Raw genomic sequence first — 13,907 nt, forward strand, 5'->3', positions numbered from 1 at the left:
ATCGCGTCGTACTTCGTACGTCATATATGAGACGCGATACGCGATGGCTGCACGGCGACCGCCATGACGACTGAGAGCATCGATGAACTTTGCGCCCCACCCCATCCCCTCGCGCACGCAGTACGTGCTCGAAGCGGTCAAGCACCGCATCCTCACCGGGCAGTTGGCGCCCGGCCAGCCCCTCGTCGAGACCGAGCTCGCCGCCCAGTTCGCCGTCTCCAAGACGCCCGTACGGGAAGCGCTGAAGACGCTCGCCGGGACCGGGCTCGTCGTCATGAGCCAGTACAAGGGCGCCACCGTGCGCACGGTGGACGCGGCCATGGCACAGGAGGTCTACGACGTGCGCCTGCTGCTCGAACCGGAGGCTCTGCGCCGCACGGTCCGCAGCCGCGCCCTCCTGGAGGAGGCGCGCGACGCCCTGGAGCGGGCGGACACGGCGGCGGACGCGGCCGAACGCTCCCTGGCCAACCGGGAGTTCCACCGAGCGCTGTACGTACCGTGCGGCAATCCGCTGCTGTCCCGGATGCTCGACGACGTGCGCGACCAGGCGGCCCTGGTGTCCGCCGTGGCCTGGGCGACGCTGCCCTCCTGGGAGCGGGAGGCCGCCGAGCACCGGGAGATCCTGCGGCTCGCGCTGGCGGGGGAAGCCGACGCGGCGGCGCGCGGACTCCATGACCACATCGCCTCGTTCGTGCGGCGCGCGTTCCCGGAGGGGGAGCTTTCATGACCGGACCGACCCTCGACTCCCGCTTCGGCGCGCTGCGTTCCGCGCTCGCCGATGTGGTCGCGATCCCCGTGACGCCGTTCGCCGAGGACGGCTCCGTGGCGCGGGACACCTACCGCACCCTGGTCAGACGTCTCACGGACGGCGGCGTGCGCACGCTCACCCCGAACGGCAACACCGGCGAGTTCTACGCGCTGGACCCCGAGGAGCGGCGCCTGGTCACCGAGTTGACCATGAAGGAGGCGGGCCGCAGCGGCGCCTACGTGCTCGTCGGCGTCGGCCACGACCTGCCGACGGCGGTCGCCACCGCCCGGCACGCGCGGGACGCCGGAGCACACATGGTGATGGTCCATCAGCCGGTGCATCCGTACGTGTCGCAGGACGGCTGGGTCGACTACCACCGCGCCGTCGCCGATGCCGTGCCCGAGCTCGGTGTCGTCCCGTACATCCGCAATCCCCGCCTCACGGGACAACGCCTCGCGGACCTCGGCGAGTTGTGCCCCAATGTGATCGGCGCGAAGTACGCGACGCCGGACGCCGCCGCCTTCGCCGCGTTCGCGCGGGACGCGGGTCTCGAGCGCTTCGTCTGGGTGGCGGGGCTCGCCGAGCTGTACGCACCCGCGTACTGGGCCGTCGGCGCCACCGGCTTCACCTCGGGCCTGGTCAACGTCGCGCCCGAGGTGTCCCTGAGCATGCTCGAAGCCCTGCGGGCGGGCGATTACCCGGCGGCCATGGACGTCTGGGAACGGATCCGGCGCTTCGAGGAGCTGCGGGCCGCCGACCAGTCAGCGGACAACGTCACCGTCGTCAAGGAGGCCCTCGCCGCGCTCGGCCTGTGCCGCCGCGAGGTGCGACCGCCCAGCCGTGTCCTGCCCGTCGAGCGGCGCGACGAGATAGCGGCGCTTGTGAAGGCGTGGGCGCTATGAGGCCGGACGAACTGCGCAGCCACCAGTGGTACGGCACGGACGGCCTGCGGTCCTTCAGCCACCGGGCGCGCACCCGGCAGCTCGGGTATCTGCCCGAGGAACATCTGGGCAAGCCCGTCATCGCGGTCCTGAACACCTGGTCCGACATCAACCCCTGCCACGTCCACCTGCGCGACCGCGCCCAGGCCGTGAAGCGCGGGGTGTGGCAGGCGGGCGGCTTCCCCCTCGAATTCCCCGTCTCCACGCTGTCGGAGACGTTCCAGAAGCCGACCCCGATGCTCTACCGGAACCTCCTCGCCATGGAGACCGAGGAGCTGCTGCGGTCGTATCCCGTGGACGGCGCCGTACTCCTCGGCGGCTGCGACAAGACGACGCCCGCCCTGCTCATGGGCGCCGCGAGCGCCGACCTGCCGGCCGTCTTCGTGCCCGCGGGGCCCATGCTCCCGGGGCACTGGCGCAACGAGGTGCTCGGTTCCGGCACCGACATGTGGAAGTACTGGGACGACAAGCGCGCCGGCCTCATCGGCGACTGCGAACTGGCGGAGCTGGAGAGCGGCCTCGCCCGCTCCCCCGGCCACTGCATGACCATGGGTACGGCATCCACGCTGACCGCGGCGGCCGAGGCACTCGGCGTGACGATGCCCGGCGCCTCCTCCATCCCCGCGGTGGACTCCGGGCACGAGCGGATGGCGGCCGCTTCCGGGATGCGGATCGTCGAACTGGTCCACCAGGGCCTGACGTTGTCGCGGCTGCTCACCCCGGAGGCGTACGAGGACGCGGTCGCCACCGTGCTCGCGCTCGGCGGCTCCACCAACGCGGTGATCCATCTGATCGCCATGGCGGGCCGCAGCGGCGTACGGCTCACGCTCGACGACTTCGACCGGATCGCGCGGACCGTGCCGGTGCTCGCCAACTTGCGTCCCGGCGGGCAGTACCTCATGGAGGACTTCCACTTCGCGGGCGGACTCCCGGCGTTCCTGGCCCAGTTGACCGAGGTGCTCCATCTGGACCGGCCCACCGTCGCCCACGACACCCTGCGCGAGCAGCTCGCGGGCGCCACCGTGCACAACCCCGAGGTCATCCGGCCCCGCACCAAGCCCCTGGCCGACGAGGGCGGCGTGGCGGTGCTCCGCGGCAACCTCTGCCCGGACGGCGCCGTCATCAAGCACATCGCCGCCGAGCCCCATCTGCTGCGCCACACCGGCCCCGCGGTCGTCTTCGACGACTACAAGCAGATGCAGCGCACCATCAACGATCCGGCACTCGGCATCACCGCCGACCACGTCCTCGTGCTGCGCGGCTCGGGGCCCAGGGGCGGTCCCGGCATGCCCGAGTACGGCATGCTCCCGATCCCCGACCACCTGCTCAAGCAGGGCATGCGCGACATGGTGCGCCTGTCCGACGCACGCATGAGCGGCACGTCGTACGGCACGTGTGTGCTGCACATCGCGCCCGAGTCGCATGTGGGCGGGCCGCTCGCCCTCGTCCGTACGGGAGACCTGATCACCCTGGACGTCGAGGCGCGCTCGCTCCATCTAGACGTTTCCGACGAGGAGTTGGCGGAGCGACGAGCCGCGTGGACGCCGCCGCCCGCGCGCTTCGGGCGCGGCTACGGCGCGCTGTACGACGAGCAGATCACCCAGGCCGACACCGGCTGCGACTTCGCGTTCCTGGCCCGCGACGGCGAGGTCCCCGAGCCCTACGCGGGCTGAGCTCCACCGCCCCCTCCGTACGAGCGTACGAGCGTACGAGCCGTATGCGCCGTACGAGCCCGGTTCATTTGTACGAGATCTCGAACAACGTCTGCGAAGCGCTTCATCTCGCCGACTGTGTGCCGCCCATGAGAACGGAGAAGCAGACATGGCCTCAGCCGTGGCGAAAGCGCCACCGCAGCCACCGCCCCGGCGCAGCACGCCAGGTGCGCACCGGCGCCGAGCGGGAGCGACCCCGCGCCGCCTCCCGTATCTGCTGATCGCGCCGGCCGGACTCCTGATGCTGGGCTTCATCGCCTATCCGGTCATCAGCGTCTTCTACTACAGCCTGCGCCACTACAACCCCACCAAGCCCTGGCGCGACGGCTTCGCGGGCCTCGACAACTTCGTCACCGCGTTCACCGAGGACCCGCAGTTCTGGCAGACGCTCGGCTTCAGCCTCCAGTGGGTGGCCGTCGAGGTCGTCCTGCAGCTGCTCCTCGGCCTCGGTCTCGCGCTGATCGTCAACCAGACCTTCATCGGCCGTGCGATGGCCCGCGCCCTGGTCTTCTCGCCGTGGGCCGTGTCCGGCGTGCTCACCTCGACGATCTGGCTGCTGATCTTCAACTCCCAGACGGGCATCACCCGTTACCTCGCGGACATGGGCATCGGCTCGTACGGAACGTCCTGGCTGTCGGACACCAGCACCGTCTTCCCCGCCGTCGTCGTCGCCGAACTCTGGCGCGGCGTCCCCTTCTTCGCGATCCTCATCCTCGCCGACCTGCAGTCCGTGTCGAAGGACCTGTACGAGGCGGCCGAGGTGGACGGCGCGAGCCGCTTCCGGCAGTTCTTCCACATCACGCTGCCGCACCTGAAGGACGCGATCATCCTCTCCACGCTCCTTCGCGCGGTCTGGGAGTTCAACAACGTCGACCTGCTCTACACCCTCACCGGCGGCGGCCCCGCGGGCGAGACGACGACCCTGCCGCTGCGCATCGCGTCCATCGCCGTCGACTCGCACGACTTCGGCTACGCGTCCGCGCTGACCTCCATCGCGTTCGTGATCCTCCTCTTCTGCTCGATGGTCTATCTGCGGCTGAGCAAGTTCGGGGGTCAGGACAAGTGAGCGCCACACAGCACCTGGACAGGGAAGCCGCCATGGCGGACACCACCGCACCCGCCGAGCCCCGCGCGGGCGGCCCGCGCACACCCAAGCGGCGACCCTGGGACGAGGCCCCCCGCTGGCAGATCTACCTCCCGCTCGGCCTCTACCTCCTCTTCACCCTCATCCCGTTCTACTGGATGCTGCTCTTCGCGGTCCGCCCGGCGGGCTCCACGTCGCTGCTCCCCTGGCCCCTCACCTTCGAACACTTCGACAAGGTGTGGACCGAGCGGAGCTTCGCGCTCTTCTTCCAGAACAGCCTCATCGTCGGCCTCCTTTCGATGCTGATGACGACGCTCGTCGCCCTCGCCGGCGGCTACGCCCTCGCCCGCTTCGACTTCAAGATCAAGCGCGGTTTCATGCTGGCGCTGCTGTGCTCGCAGTTCATCCCGGGCGCGCTGATGCTGGTGCCGCTCTTCCAGATCTTCGCCAACCTCCAGATGATCAACTCGCTCGGCAGCGTCATCATCGCCGAGGCCGTCTTCCAGCTGCCGCTCTCGATGATCCTGATCAGCGGGTTCATCAAGAACGTGCCGTACTCCCTGGAGGAGGCCGCCTGGGTGGACGGCTGCGGACGCTTCCGCGCCTTCTGCGCCGTCGTCCTGCCCTTGCTGCGGCCCGGACTGATCGCGGTCGGCTCCTTCGCCTTCGTGCACAGCTGGAACCACTTCCTGTTCGCCCTGATGTTCCTCTCCAACCAGGACAAGCAGACGATCCCGGTCGGCCTCGCCACCCTGATGGGCGCCGACAGCGTCGACCTGGGCGCGCTCGCCGCGGGTGGCGTCATCGCCGCCCTGCCCGTCGTGATCGTCTTCGCCTTCATCCAGAAGTGGCTGGTCACGGGGTTCAGCGCCGGGGCGGTGAAGGGATGAGTCCCGGACCGGCGCAGCCCGCGGCGCCCCGCACCCCGCTGCCGCTGGTCCTGGCCGGCGCGCGCGGGCACGGCAGTTGGCATCTGCGGAACATCCGGCGCCTCCAACAGGCCGGTCTCGTACGCCTCGTGGGGATCTGCGAGCTGACACCGCTGACCGGCGCCGAACTCGACGGGCTCGGCGAACCCGCGCAGTCCGCGGACTTCGCCGGTCTGCTCGATGCCACCGGAGCCGCCGTCGCCGTCGTCTGCACACCCATCCCCAGCCACGCGGACCTGGCCGTGGCCGCCGCCGCGCGGGGCGTGCACCTGCTCCTGGAGAAGCCTCCCGCCCCTTCGTACGCCGAGTTCCTGCGGATCACCGACGCGGTGACCGCCGGGGGCGTGGCCTGCCAGGTCGGGTTCCAGTCGCTCGGGTCGCACGCCCTGCCCGCCATCCGTGCCCTGGTCGCCGAGGGGGCCATCGGGGAGCCGATGGGCGTCGGCGCCGCGGGTGCCTGGGCGCGTGACGAGGCGTACTACCGGCGCGCGCCGTGGGCAGGCAGGCGCCGCCTGGACGGCGTGGACGTCGTGGACGGGGTCCTGACCAACCCCCTCGCCCACGCGGTCGCCACCGCCCTGGCGGTGGACGGCTCCCTGCGGGCCGATGACGTCACGCGGGTGGACACGGAACTGTTCCGCGCCAACGACATCGAGTCCGACGACACCTCCTTCGTGGGGATCACCACCGCGCGCGGTGGCCGCGTCGGTGTCGCGGCGACCCTCTGCGCCGAACGACCCGACGAGCCGTACGTCGTCGTCCACGGCACCCAGGGCCGCATCACCTTCTGGTACAAGCAGGACCGGGTGCTCGTGCAGCGCTCCGGGCACGGGCCCGAGGAGGTCCTTCACGGGCGGACGGACCTCCTCGAAAACCTCATCGGCCATCTCACGGGCCACGCCGAGCTCCTTGTTCCGCCGGCGTCGACGGGCGCCTTCATGAAGGTCGTCGAGGCGGTCCGCCGGGCACCCGATCCGCTCCCGCTGCCGGTCGAGGCCTGGCGTGCCGTGCCCGGGGAGCACGAAGGCGTACGGCGCCGGATCGTGCACGGCATCGACGGACTCGTCGCGACGAGCGCCGACACGCTGTGCGGCTACGCGGAGCTCGGCACGTTCTGGGCGCTGCCCGACCCGCCGCCCGACGCACGGTCCACCATCCCGCGGGCCCCTGGCGCCCCCGCGCCCTCCACCTCTCACTCCCCCGCCCCCGAGACCCCACCGAGGTGAGAACGCCATGAACAGAACCGCGACCGACACCGCGCTCATGCTGCGCTGCTCGGGCCGCCCCGTAGGCCGCTACGTCATCCACCCCTCGGCAGGGCAGCGGCTCGCGCCCCGCCCATACCTCCACCCCGTCCGCACCTTCGGCGGCCTGGCCGTCACCGAGTACGGTCCGGCCGACCACCCGCACCACCTCGGCGTGGGCGTCGCCGTGCCCGACGCGGCGGGCCGCAACTTCTGGGGCGGGCGCACCTACGTGCGCGACCAGGGGCCGACCGAGCTCGACAACCACGGTGAACAGCGCCACCTGGAGTTCAAGCTCCGCGACCCCGACGGCTTCGTCGAGGAGATCGGCTGGCTCGACGGGGAGTGCGAGCTGCTGCGCGAGCGGCGCACCGTCGCCGTCACGCCCCTCACCACGTCCGCCTGGGCGCTCGACTTCACGTTCTCCCTCACCAACCCGGCCTCCTCGGAGATCTCGATCGGCAGCCCCGCCACCAACGGCCGTCCCGGCGCCGCCTACGGGGGCTTCTTCTGGCGCGCCCCCAAGGAGACGCGGGCCCCCGAGGTGTTCACCGCGGACGCCGAGGGCGAGGCGGCGGTCCATGGCCTCACCGCCGACTGGCTGGCCCTGGTGGGCCAGGGCTGGACGCTCGTCTTCGCCGGGGCGACGGCCGAGACGCGGCGCGACCCGTGGTTCGTGCGGACCGCCGAGTATCCGGGCGTCGGCTCCTCGCTCGCGCACGCGCGGCGCCTGCCGATCGGCCCCGGCGAGACCGTCGTACGCCGTGTCATCACCGTCGTCTCCGACGGCCGCCCGAGCCGGTCCGAGGCCGCGGCGCTCGTCCGCAAGGCGGTGACCGCGTGAACGCGCCCCCAGCCGCCCGCACGGGTGACCTCGGTGACGGGACCTACCGCAATCCCGTCCTCGCCGCCGACTGGTCCGATCCCGACGTCGTCCGGGTCGGCGACGACTTCTACCTCACCGCTTCCAGCTTCGGGCGCGCCCCCGGCCTGCCGCTGCTGCACTCCCGCGACCTGGTGAACTGGACCCTCGTCGGGCATGCCCTGGACCGCCTGGAACCCGCGGAGTCGTTCGCGGCGCCGCGGCACGACTGCGGGGTGTGGGCGCCGTCGATCCGGCACCACGACGAACGGTTCTGGATCTTCTGGGGTGACCCCGACCACGGCGTCTTTCAGGTCAACTCCCCCGACATCCGCGGCCCTTGGAGCGCCCCGCACCTCGTCAAGGCGGGCAAGGGGCTCATCGACGCCTGCCCGTTGTGGGACGAGGAGCGCGGCGAGGCGTATCTCGTGCACGCCTGGGCCAAGTCGCGCTCCGGCGTCAAGAACCGGCTCACCGGTCACCGCATGAGCCCGGACGGGCGCGAACTGCTCGACGAGGGAAGGGTGCTGGTCGACGCCGACCAACTCCCGGGCTGGTTCACGCTGGAGGGGCCCAAGCTGTACCGCCACGACGGCTGGTTCTGGATCCTCGCTCCCGCGGGCGGGGTGGAGACCGGCTGGCAGGGCGCCTTCCGTTCACGGACCTTCCACGGCCCCTACGAGGAGCGGGTCGTCCTGGAGCAGGGCGGAACCGGCATCAACGGGCCGCACCAGGGCGGCTGGGTGCGCACCCCGCCCGGCGAGGACTGGTTCCTGCACTTCCAGCAGCGCGGCGCCTACGGCCGGGTCGTCCACCTCCAGCCGCTGCGCTGGGGCACGGACGGCTGGCCGGTGATCGGGGACGACGGCGCCCCCGTCGACGTACACAAGAAGCCCGGCCTGCCCCCGCAGCCCGCGTCCGCGCCCGCCACCGACGACGACTTCCCCGGCGGGCGCCACGGCCGCCAGTGGCAGTGGTCCGCCAACCCCCTTGACGGCTGGGCCACTTCACACGCGGCCGACGGTCTGCGGCTGTCCTGCGTCCGGTCCGCGGACGCCCACGATCTGCGCCGCCTGCCGCACGTCCTGACCCAGCGGCTGCCGCTCGCACCGTGCAGCGTCGAGGTCGGCCTGCGGCTGGACAGCACCGCGGCCGACGCCAGGGCCGGGCTCGCCGTGCTCGGTGACGCCTTCGGCTGGATCGGCCTCGAACGCGGCGACGACGGGACGGCCCGCCTCGTCCACCGGTTCGCGGAGCCGGTCGCCGAGCGCGAGCGCGATGCCGCGCGGTCGCGGCCCGCCCCCGACGGCACCGCACGGCTGCGGATCGACGTCACGGACGGCGCCCGCTGCCGCTTCTCGGCCGACACCGGCGACGGCTTCCGCCCCTCGGGCCAGGTCTTCGCCGCGACGCCGTGGCGCTGGGTGGGCGCGCTCCTCGGCCTGTTCGCCACGGCACCGGCGGGGCGGGACGGGGCCGGGACGGCCTTGTTCACGCACTTCCGGATCACCACCACCGGCTGAGGCAGCCCCGCCTGCCCCCCATAGACCTCGTACGACCCCTACATCCGACGAAGAGAGCCGACGATGAACATCACCATCCGTGGAAACAGCAGCGGAGACAGAAGCAGAAACAGAAGCCGTCGCGCGGTGGCCGCCGTCGCCTTCACCGCCGCGTTCGCGCTGACCGCCACCGCCTGTGGCGACGACGGCAGCGGGGCCGGCGGGGACAAGGGCAAGGAGGGTTCCGGAAAGGGCGAGATCACCTTCTGGGACAACAACGGCGGTGTCCGCACCGACGTCTGGAAGGAGATCATCAAGGACTTCGAGGCGAAGAACCCGGACATCCACGTCAAGTACGTCCCGATCCCCGCCGAGAGCGTCCAGTCGAAGTACGACACGGCCATCCAGGGCGGCGGCCTGCCGGACGTCGGCGGTGTCGGCGCCGCGATGCTCGCCGGGATCTCCGCGCAGAACGCCCTGGAGCCGCTGGACGACCGGCTGAGCGGCAGCTCCCTGGAGGGCAAGCTGAACCCGGGCATGATCGACAGCGTCCGGGCGGCGGGTGGCGGCAACCGGCTCTTCACGGTGCCGACGTCCGCGAGCAACGGCGTGCTGTACTACCGCACCGACCTGTTCAAGGCCGCGGGCCTGGACGCCCCCACCAACTGGAGCAAGTTCTACAAGGCGGCCGACAAGCTCACCGCCAAGGGCGACAACAAGTTCGGGTACACCATTCGCGGCGGCGAGGGTTCCATCGCGCAGGCACTCGACGCGGCCTACGGCCAGTCCGGCATCGGGTCGTTCTGGGACGGCGATGAGACCACCGTCAACGACCCGAAGAACGTGGCGGCATTGAAGAAGTACGTCGCGCTGTACAAGAAGAACACCCCCGAGGCCGACGTCAACAACGACTTCAAGAAGATGAACGCCCAGTGGGACACGGGCCAGATCGGCATGCTCAGCCACAACCTCGGTTCCTACACGGACCATGTGAAGGCGCTCGGCGAGGACAAGTTCCGCGGCCTGCCCAACCCGACGACCGACGCGGGCATCCGCGTCCAGGTCTCCAACCCGGTCGACGGGCTCGGCCTGTTCAAGTCGAGCAAGAAGAAGGCGGCGGCCTGGAAGTTCATCGAGTTCGCCGCCTCGCACGATGCCAACAGCAAGTGGAACAAGTCCGCGGGCGCCATCCCGGCCAACACCGCGGCCTCCAAGGACGCCTGGGTGAACGAGGCCGAGCCCACGAAGCTGGCCGCCGCCGCGCTCAACGACGGCTCCCTGAAGATCGTGCAGCTGCCGTACTACCTGCCCGACTGGAACACCATCAGCAAGGCCGACAACGAGCCGAACTACCAGAAGGTCCTGCTCGGCAAGATGTCCGCGAAGGACTTCCTCGACACCCTCGCCGAGCAGCTCAACAAGGCTCAGGCCGAGTGGAACGAACAGAACAAGTGACGGCGCGCCCCGCGCACGGCGTCGGCCGACGCCGTGCGGTCGCGGCCCTCGCGAGCCTTCCGCTCGCGGCGGCCGCGGCCCCGGCCGCTTTCGCCCGCCCGGCGGGATCCGCTCCCGCCGGCACCCTCTACATCGCCGGTGACTCCACCGCCGCGCGGAAGTACGCCGACGCGGCGCCCGAGACCGGCTGGGGCATGGCTCTTCCCTTCTTCCTCCACGACCGCCATCTGAAGGTCGCCAACCACGCCATGAACGGCCGGAGTTCGAAGAGCTTCGCCGACGAGGGCCGTCTCGCCGTGATCCTGGAGGCGATCGGCCCTGGCGACCTCCTCCTCGTCCAGTTCGCGCACAACGACGAGAAGAGCGCCGACCCGACGCGCTACACCGAGCCCTGGTCGACGTACCAGGACTACCTGATGCGATACGTCGACGGGGCTCGCTCCCGTGGCGCGCGACCGGTGCTCGCGACCGCCGTGGAGCGCCGGAAGTTCGACGCGGGCGGCACGGCGCTGCCCACCCACGGCGAGTATCCGGCGGCGATGCGCGCGCTCGCCGCCGCCGAGGGTGTGCCGCTGCTCGACGTGCAGGCCCAGTCGCTCGCCCTGTGGCAGAAGCTCGGCGTCGAGGAGACGAAGGCGTACTTCAACTGGACCGCCACCGAGCAGGACAACACGCACTTCAATCCGCCGGGGGCCATCGCCGTGGCCCGTCTGGTGGCGGCGGAGCTGCTGCGCCGCCGGGTGCTCGCGCCGCGTGACGTGCGGCGGCTCGGCGACGCGATACCCGAATCCTGGATCACCTGGCCGGAAGGACCGTGACGATGAGGACCACGACGACCACGAGGACCACGCGCATGGCCGTACGAAGATCTCTCGCCGCACTCGCGGGGTGCACCGCCCTGGTGGTGGCCGTCACGGGCACGTCGTCCGCGTCCGCCTCCGGGGGCGGCTCACCTGACGTGCTGCCGCCCCGCGACGGGTGGGCCTCGCTGGACGGCGGGACCACCGGCGGCGCCGGAGCGGATGCCGCGCACACCTACACGGTCACCACCTGGGAGGAGCTGCGGGTCGCGCTCGCGGACGACGCCGGCGCTCCCCGGATCATCAAGGTCAAGGGCACGCTGAACGCGACGGCCGAGGGCTGCGGCGCCTTCGAGGCCGACGGCTACGACTTCGACCGGTACCTCGCCGACTACGACCCCGCCGTGTGGGGACGCGACACACCTGTCTCCGGCGCGCAGGAGGATCTTCGGGCGGCGTCTGCGGCCCGGCAGGGCGCGGCGATCAAGGTGAAGGTCCCGGGCGACACGACCATCGTGGGCGTCGGCAAGAACGCGGGGATCGTGGGCGGCAGCCTGCAGATCCAGGGCGTGGACAACGTGGTGGTCCGTGACCTCACCCTGGAGAGCCCGCTGGACTGCTTCCCGCAGTGGGACCCGACGGACGGTGCCACCGGGGCCTGGAACTCCGAGTACGACAGCATGGTCGTGTACGGCTCGACGCATGTGTGGGTCGACCACAACACGTTCACCGACGGCGAGCACCCCGACAGTTCGCTGCCGTCGTACTACGGCGAGGTGTACCAGCAGCACGACGGCGAGCTGGACGTCGTGCGCGGCGCGGATCTGGTCACCGCCTCCTGGAACGTCTTCGCCGACCACGACAAGACCCTGATGATCGGCAACAGTGACAGCGCGGGCGGCACCGACCGCGGCCGGCTGCGGGTCACCCTGCACCACAACGTCTTCCGGGACATCGTCGAGCGGGCACCGCGCGTCCGCTTCGGGCAGGTCGACGCGTACAACAACCACTACGTGGTCCCCGCGGGCGGCTATCAGTACTCGTTCGGCATCGGCCAGGAGTCCCAACTCGTCGCGCAGAGGAACGCGTTCACGCTCCCGGCCGGGGTCAGTGCCGCGAAGATCCTGAAGAAGTGGAAGGAGGCGCCGGTCACCGCCGACGCCAACTACGTCAACGGCAAGCGCCTCAATCTCATCGCCGTCCACAACGCGGAGATGCCGCAGGAGACCCTCACGTCGGGTGCGGGCTGGACACCGAGTCTCCGGACGCGGGTGGACGACCCGCGCACGCTGCCGGGACTGCTCGCGCGCCACGCGGGGGCGGGCAAGCGGCGCTGAGCGCCTGGACCAGGGCGGCCGTGGCTGCCCTGGTCCCGTCCTGGTTCAACGGCCGGGCACCCTCCTGAGCCACAGCCACATGACCGCCGCGGCGAACTGGAACGCGGCGATGCCCAGCAGCAGCCCGTCCGCGCCGAGCCGGCCCGCGAACACCCCGGTCAGGGCCGCGCCGCCCGCCGACGCGCCGATCTTCAGGCTGCCGCCGGTGGTGTTGACCTGACCGAGCCGGTCCGGCGGCGACTCCCGCTGACGGAGCATCAGCGTCGCGGCGAACAGCGGCCCCTCGGCCACGCCCGCCGCCCCGCAGACGGCCCACGCCCAGGGCAGCGACGGCACCAGCGACAGAGCGGCGAGGGCCGCCCCGAACCCCAACAGACCTGCCACCACAACCCGTTCGGCCCGGGCCGGCGTCAGCCACCGCGACGAGGCGAGGGCCCCGATGAGGGAGCCCAGGGCGAAGCAGGCCAGCAGTTGTCCGCCTGCCCCCGCGCCCGCCCCGATGTCCTGGCCGAGCAGCACCGCCGCCACCGCGAACCCGCCGAACCCGAACCAGGCGAACATCGTCGACGCGGTCAGGGCCCGAAGCACCCGGTTGGTCCCCAGGACCGAGAGCCCACCCGCCACGACCTGCCCCACACCCGCCCGCGCCCGCCCCGGCCGCTCCTCCGGGGGAGGAATCCGCAACAGAGGAAGAAAGAAAAGGCCGAGCACAGCTGCGGCCACGGTCACGATCCCGGTGTGCCCGCCGCCCGCGAAGGCGGCGACCATCGCGGCGAGGCCGGGCCCGGCGACGGCCGCGACGGTGTAGCTCGACGCCTCGAGGCCGTACGCCCGCGAGAGGCGTTCGGGAGGCACGAACCTCGGCAGCAGACTGGTGAGCGCCACCACGACCGGCTCGACGCAACCGATCACGGCGGCCACCATCAGGACGAGCACCAGCGGCGCGCGCCCCGCCGACACCATGAGCAGCGCGGTCGCGACGGCGTATCCGCAGGCCAGTGCGGTCACGAGACGGCGCGGCCGGCCGGTCCGGTCCAGCGCATGCCCGATGACCGGCCCGCTCAGCACGTACGGGAGCAACATCGCGGCCTGTACGAATCCGGCGCTCGCCGCGTTCCCGGTACGCGCCTGGACGGTGAGCACCAGGGCGGTCGCGGCCCCTTCCGCGGACACCCTGAGCAGCGTGGCGGCCGTCAGATGAAGCCGAAGCAAGCGGACCCTCCTGAGCACACGTTCAGTGAGCCCCGACTCAATCACCCGCCGCCGGCGCCAGGGAGAGGTTCCAGAGATCGG

General features: G+C 71.4%; 12 protein-coding genes. 11 read left to right on the forward strand and 1 reads right to left on the reverse strand.

All coding sequences use genetic code 11. From position 1 onward, the window contains the following. Positions 1-82 precede the first annotated feature (82 nt). The 11 genes from AB0E78_RS32665 to AB0E78_RS32715 all read left to right on the forward strand — a co-directional run bounded on the left by AB0E78_RS32665 (position 83) and on the right by AB0E78_RS32715 (position 12,614). Complete coding sequence (locus AB0E78_RS32665; protein ID WP_361840252.1) at positions 83-727, forward strand: GntR family transcriptional regulator; 645 nt, start codon at positions 83-85, stop codon at positions 725-727. After that, entirely contained in the window at positions 724-1,650 is a 927-nt protein-coding gene (locus AB0E78_RS32670; protein WP_361840255.1) for a dihydrodipicolinate synthase family protein, read from the forward strand. The genes AB0E78_RS32665 and AB0E78_RS32670 overlap by 4 nt, the downstream gene beginning before the upstream one ends. Then, positions 1,647-3,362, forward strand: coding sequence for an L-arabinonate dehydratase (araD, locus tag AB0E78_RS32675; RefSeq protein WP_361840258.1), 1,716 nt, complete (start codon positions 1,647-1,649; stop codon positions 3,360-3,362). Before AB0E78_RS32670 ends, araD begins: the two co-directional genes overlap by 4 nt. A gap of 148 nt (positions 3,363-3,510) precedes the next feature. Continuing rightward, entirely contained in the window at positions 3,511-4,467 is a 957-nt protein-coding gene (locus AB0E78_RS32680) for a sugar ABC transporter permease (RefSeq protein WP_361840260.1), read from the forward strand. Between the two features lie 32 nt (positions 4,468-4,499). Next, on the forward strand, positions 4,500-5,375 hold the full coding sequence (locus AB0E78_RS32685) for a carbohydrate ABC transporter permease (protein WP_361840526.1): 876 nt from the start codon (positions 4,500-4,502) through the stop codon (positions 5,373-5,375). Continuing rightward, a complete protein-coding gene (locus AB0E78_RS32690) occupies positions 5,372-6,640 on the forward strand; it encodes a Gfo/Idh/MocA family oxidoreductase (protein WP_361840263.1) in 1,269 nt (422 codons plus the stop codon). Before AB0E78_RS32685 ends, AB0E78_RS32690 begins: the two co-directional genes overlap by 4 nt. Positions 6,641-6,647: 7 nt before the next feature. Next, positions 6,648-7,502: a PmoA family protein gene (locus tag AB0E78_RS32695; RefSeq protein ID WP_361840266.1), complete on the forward strand. Its 855-nt coding sequence runs from the start codon at positions 6,648-6,650 to the stop codon at positions 7,500-7,502. Beyond that, positions 7,499-9,043, forward strand: coding sequence for a family 43 glycosylhydrolase (locus AB0E78_RS32700; RefSeq protein WP_361840269.1), 1,545 nt, complete (start codon positions 7,499-7,501; stop codon positions 9,041-9,043). The genes AB0E78_RS32695 and AB0E78_RS32700 overlap by 4 nt, the downstream gene beginning before the upstream one ends. A 63-nt stretch (positions 9,044-9,106) precedes the next feature. Next, on the forward strand, positions 9,107-10,477 hold the full coding sequence (locus AB0E78_RS32705) for a sugar ABC transporter substrate-binding protein (protein WP_361840272.1): 1,371 nt from the start codon (positions 9,107-9,109) through the stop codon (positions 10,475-10,477). Continuing rightward, a complete protein-coding gene (locus AB0E78_RS32710) occupies positions 10,474-11,295 on the forward strand; it encodes a rhamnogalacturonan acetylesterase (protein WP_361840274.1) in 822 nt (273 codons plus the stop codon). Before AB0E78_RS32705 ends, AB0E78_RS32710 begins: the two co-directional genes overlap by 4 nt. Positions 11,296-11,330: 35 nt before the next feature. Continuing rightward, on the forward strand, positions 11,331-12,614 hold the full coding sequence (locus tag AB0E78_RS32715; RefSeq protein ID WP_361840529.1) for a polysaccharide lyase family 1 protein: 1,284 nt from the start codon (positions 11,331-11,333) through the stop codon (positions 12,612-12,614). Between the two features lie 45 nt (positions 12,615-12,659). Here the strand turns inward: AB0E78_RS32715 and AB0E78_RS32720 are convergent, their stop codons facing one another. After that, entirely contained in the window at positions 12,660-13,826 is a 1,167-nt protein-coding gene (locus AB0E78_RS32720) for an MFS transporter (RefSeq protein WP_361840276.1), read from the reverse strand. Positions 13,827-13,907: the final 81 nt, after the last annotated feature.

Source organism: Streptomyces sp. NPDC032198 (genome assembly GCF_040636975.1).
Classification (GTDB): domain Bacteria; phylum Actinomycetota; class Actinomycetes; order Streptomycetales; family Streptomycetaceae; genus Streptomyces.

Bases quoted from the DNA above. Each gene is read 5' to 3' on its own strand.
- AB0E78_RS32670 (WP_361840255.1), top strand. From the start codon at position 724: ATGACCGGACCGACCCTCGACTCCCGCTTCGGCGCGCTGCGTTCCGCG.
- AB0E78_RS32690 (WP_361840263.1), top strand. From the start codon at position 5,372: ATGAGTCCCGGACCGGCGCAGCCCGCGGCGCCCCGCACCCCGCTGCCG.
- AB0E78_RS32680 (WP_361840260.1), top strand. From the start codon at position 3,511: ATGGCCTCAGCCGTGGCGAAAGCGCCACCGCAGCCACCGCCCCGGCGC.
- AB0E78_RS32695 (WP_361840266.1), top strand. From the start codon at position 6,648: ATGAACAGAACCGCGACCGACACCGCGCTCATGCTGCGCTGCTCGGGC.
- AB0E78_RS32665 (WP_361840252.1), top strand. From the start codon at position 83: ATGAACTTTGCGCCCCACCCCATCCCCTCGCGCACGCAGTACGTGCTC.
- AB0E78_RS32685 (WP_361840526.1), top strand. From the start codon at position 4,500: ATGGCGGACACCACCGCACCCGCCGAGCCCCGCGCGGGCGGCCCGCGC.
- AB0E78_RS32705 (WP_361840272.1), top strand. From the start codon at position 9,107: ATGAACATCACCATCCGTGGAAACAGCAGCGGAGACAGAAGCAGAAAC.
- araD (WP_361840258.1), top strand. From the start codon at position 1,647: ATGAGGCCGGACGAACTGCGCAGCCACCAGTGGTACGGCACGGACGGC.
- AB0E78_RS32715 (WP_361840529.1), top strand. From the start codon at position 11,331: ATGGCCGTACGAAGATCTCTCGCCGCACTCGCGGGGTGCACCGCCCTG.